This is a genomic window from Limnohabitans sp., assembly GCF_046052765.1.
In the GTDB taxonomy this organism is placed as follows: domain Bacteria; phylum Pseudomonadota; class Gammaproteobacteria; order Burkholderiales; family Burkholderiaceae_C; genus Limnohabitans.
Genome location: NZ_JAVLFQ010000025.1, coordinates 1 through 2,597 on the forward strand (window position 1 = coordinate 1; position 2,597 = coordinate 2,597).

Consider the following 2,597-nt stretch of genomic DNA (forward strand, 5'->3'; position numbering starts at 1 on the left):
CCGCGCGCTTTTTCTTCTGGCGCCGCGTCAATCTGGTCGTAAGCCTTGGCTTCTCCGCCAAACTTCGCCGACAAAATCGTCGTGATCGCCGCCGTCAGCGTCGTCTTGCCATGGTCTACGTGCCCAATCGTACCTACGTTGACGTGCGGTTTGGTCCGCTCAAATTTGCCTTTTGCCATTGTCTTTTCTCCAAAGAACAGGCCCGTGTACAGGTTTTACGTCTGCACGATGCTGCTGGTTCGTCCCGCACGGGTAACAAGACGGCGCATCGTCGCAGACACTTGAAATCAGAGGGGACAGAACAAACCGCAAGCGGTTTGGTCTGTCCCCATGAAATTATTTTGCCCGTGCTGCAACAATCGCTTCGGCGACGTTACGTGGGGCTTCGGTGTAGTGCTTGAACTCCATGGTGTAGGTGGCGCGACCTTGCGACATGGAGCGCAATGTGGTCGAGTAACCAAACATCTCGGACAAGGGCACTTCAGCCTTGATGGCTTTGCCGCCGCCGACCATGTCGTCCATGCCTTGCACCATGCCACGGCGTGAGGACAAATCGCCCATCACGTTACCAGCGTAGTCTTCAGGAGTTTCCACTTCAACAGCCATCATCGGTTCGAGAATGACTGGGCTGGCCTTGCGACAGCCTTCTTTGAAACCGAAGATGGCCGCCATTTTGAAAGCCATCTCAGACGAGTCCACGTCATGGTAAGAACCGAAGTGCAATGTCACTTTGACATCGACTACCGGATAACCTGCGAGCACGCCAGCCGTCAAGGCTTCGATCACGCCTTTTTCCACCGCAGGAATGTATTCGCGCGGCACCACGCCACCTTTGATGGCGTCGACAAATTGAAAACCTTTGCCGGCTTCATTGGGTTCGATTTTGAACACCACGTGACCGTACTGACCTTTACCGCCTGATTGACGTACGAATTTGCCTTCGCTGTCTTCAATGGTTTTGCGAATAGTTTCGCGGTAAGCCACTTGCGGTTTGCCGACGTTGGCTTCCACACCGAACTCGCGCTTCATGCGGTCGACAATAATTTCCAAATGCAACTCGCCCATACCGGCGATCAATGTTTGGCCTGACTCTTCGTCGGTCTTGACGCGGAAAGAAGGGTCTTCCTGCGCCAAACGCTGCAAGGCAATACCCATTTTTTCTTGGTCGGCCTTGGTCTTGGGTTCCACAGCCTGGGTAATCACTGGCTCAGGGAAGATCATGCGTTCGAGCATGACAATCGCGGCAGGATCACACAATGTTTCACCAGTGGTCACATCTTTCAAGCCAACGCAGGCAGCAATATCGCCAGCACAAATTTCATCCACCTCTTCGCGGTTATTGGCGTGCATTTGCACGATACGACCGATACGTTCTTTTTTGCCCTTGATAGGGTTGTAAACCGTGTCACCTTTTTTCAGCACGCCTGAATACACACGCACGAACGTCAATTGGCCGACAAAAGGATCGGTCATCAACTTGAATGCCAAAGAGGAAAAATTTTCTTTGTCGTCGGCTTCGCGGTGCACTTCTTTTTCGTCTTCATCCATGCCTTTGACAGGCGGAATATCGATAGGCGAAGGCATCAATTCAATCACCGCATCCAACATACGCTGAACGCCTTTGTTTTTAAAGGCTGTACCGCACATCATGGGCTGAATTTCACTGGCGATGGTGCGAACACGCAAACCATGGGTGATTTCTGCTTCGGTCAAATCACCTTCTTCAAGGTATTTGTTCATCAGGTCTTCAGACGCTTCAGCTGCGGCCTCGACCATGTTCTCGCGCCACTTTTTGGCTTCTTCGACGAGGTTGGCCGGGATGTCTTCGAAACGGAATTTCATGCCCTGAGAGGCTTCGTCCCAAATGATGGCTTTCATCTTGCGCAAATCGACCACGCCGGTGAAGTTTTCTTCAGCGCCGATAGGAATCACGATAGGCACGGGGTTGGCCTTCAGGCGCAATTTCATTTGGTCGTAGACCTTGAAAAAGTTGGCGCCGGTACGGTCCATTTTGTTGACAAAGGCCAGACGCGGCACTTTGTACTTGTTGGCCTGGCGCCAAACAGTTTCTGACTGAGGCTGTACGCCACCCACGGCGCAATACACCATACAAGCGCCGTCGAGCACGCGCATGGAACGCTCAACTTCAATCGTGAAGTCCACGTGCCCGGGCGTGTCAATGATGTTGATGCGGTGTTCGGGGAAAGACGCGTCCATGCCCTTCCAAAAGCAAGTGGTTGCCGCAGAAGTGATGGTAATACCACGCTCTTGCTCTTGCTCCATCCAGTCCATGGTGGCAGCGCCGTCATGCACCTCGCCGATTTTGTGGTTCACGCCGGTGTAAAAAAGAATGCGCTCGGTGGTGGTGGTCTTGCCCGCATCGATGTGCGCAGAAATACCGATATTGCGATAGCGCTCGATAGGAGTCTTGCGTGCCATGGTCAACCTCTTGGGGAATCAGATTAAAAACAGGAAATTGTCTGCGTCATTTGTGACAGCAAATTGCACTGCTGCAGCCCGGGTATTTCAACAGCGCACATCTGAAGACATGCGAACCCGTCAACTGCAAGCAGCAGCTTCGATCAGAAGCGGAAGTG

At 52.7% G+C, this 2,597-nt stretch carries 2 protein-coding genes; both read right to left on the reverse strand.

What is annotated here, in order from left to right; all coding sequences use genetic code 11:
• Positions 1-179, reverse strand: a 179-nt coding sequence (locus AC9UG7_RS02715) for a GTP-binding protein (RefSeq protein WP_509583831.1), incomplete at its 3' end; no start/stop codon positions are given.
• A gap of 157 nt (positions 180-336) precedes the next feature.
• The gene (gene fusA / locus AC9UG7_RS02720) at positions 337-2,439 is read right to left on the reverse strand and encodes an elongation factor G (RefSeq protein ID WP_509583829.1); all 2,103 of its coding nucleotides are present in this window, start codon (positions 2,437-2,439) and stop codon (positions 337-339) included.
• Between the last annotated feature and the right edge of the window lie 158 nt (positions 2,440-2,597).

What these genes read in the sequence shown, in the direction of transcription:
- fusA (WP_509583829.1), bottom strand. Translation starts at nt 2,439, where the DNA reads ATGGCACGCAAGACTCCTATCGAGCGCTATCGCAATATCGGTATTTCT.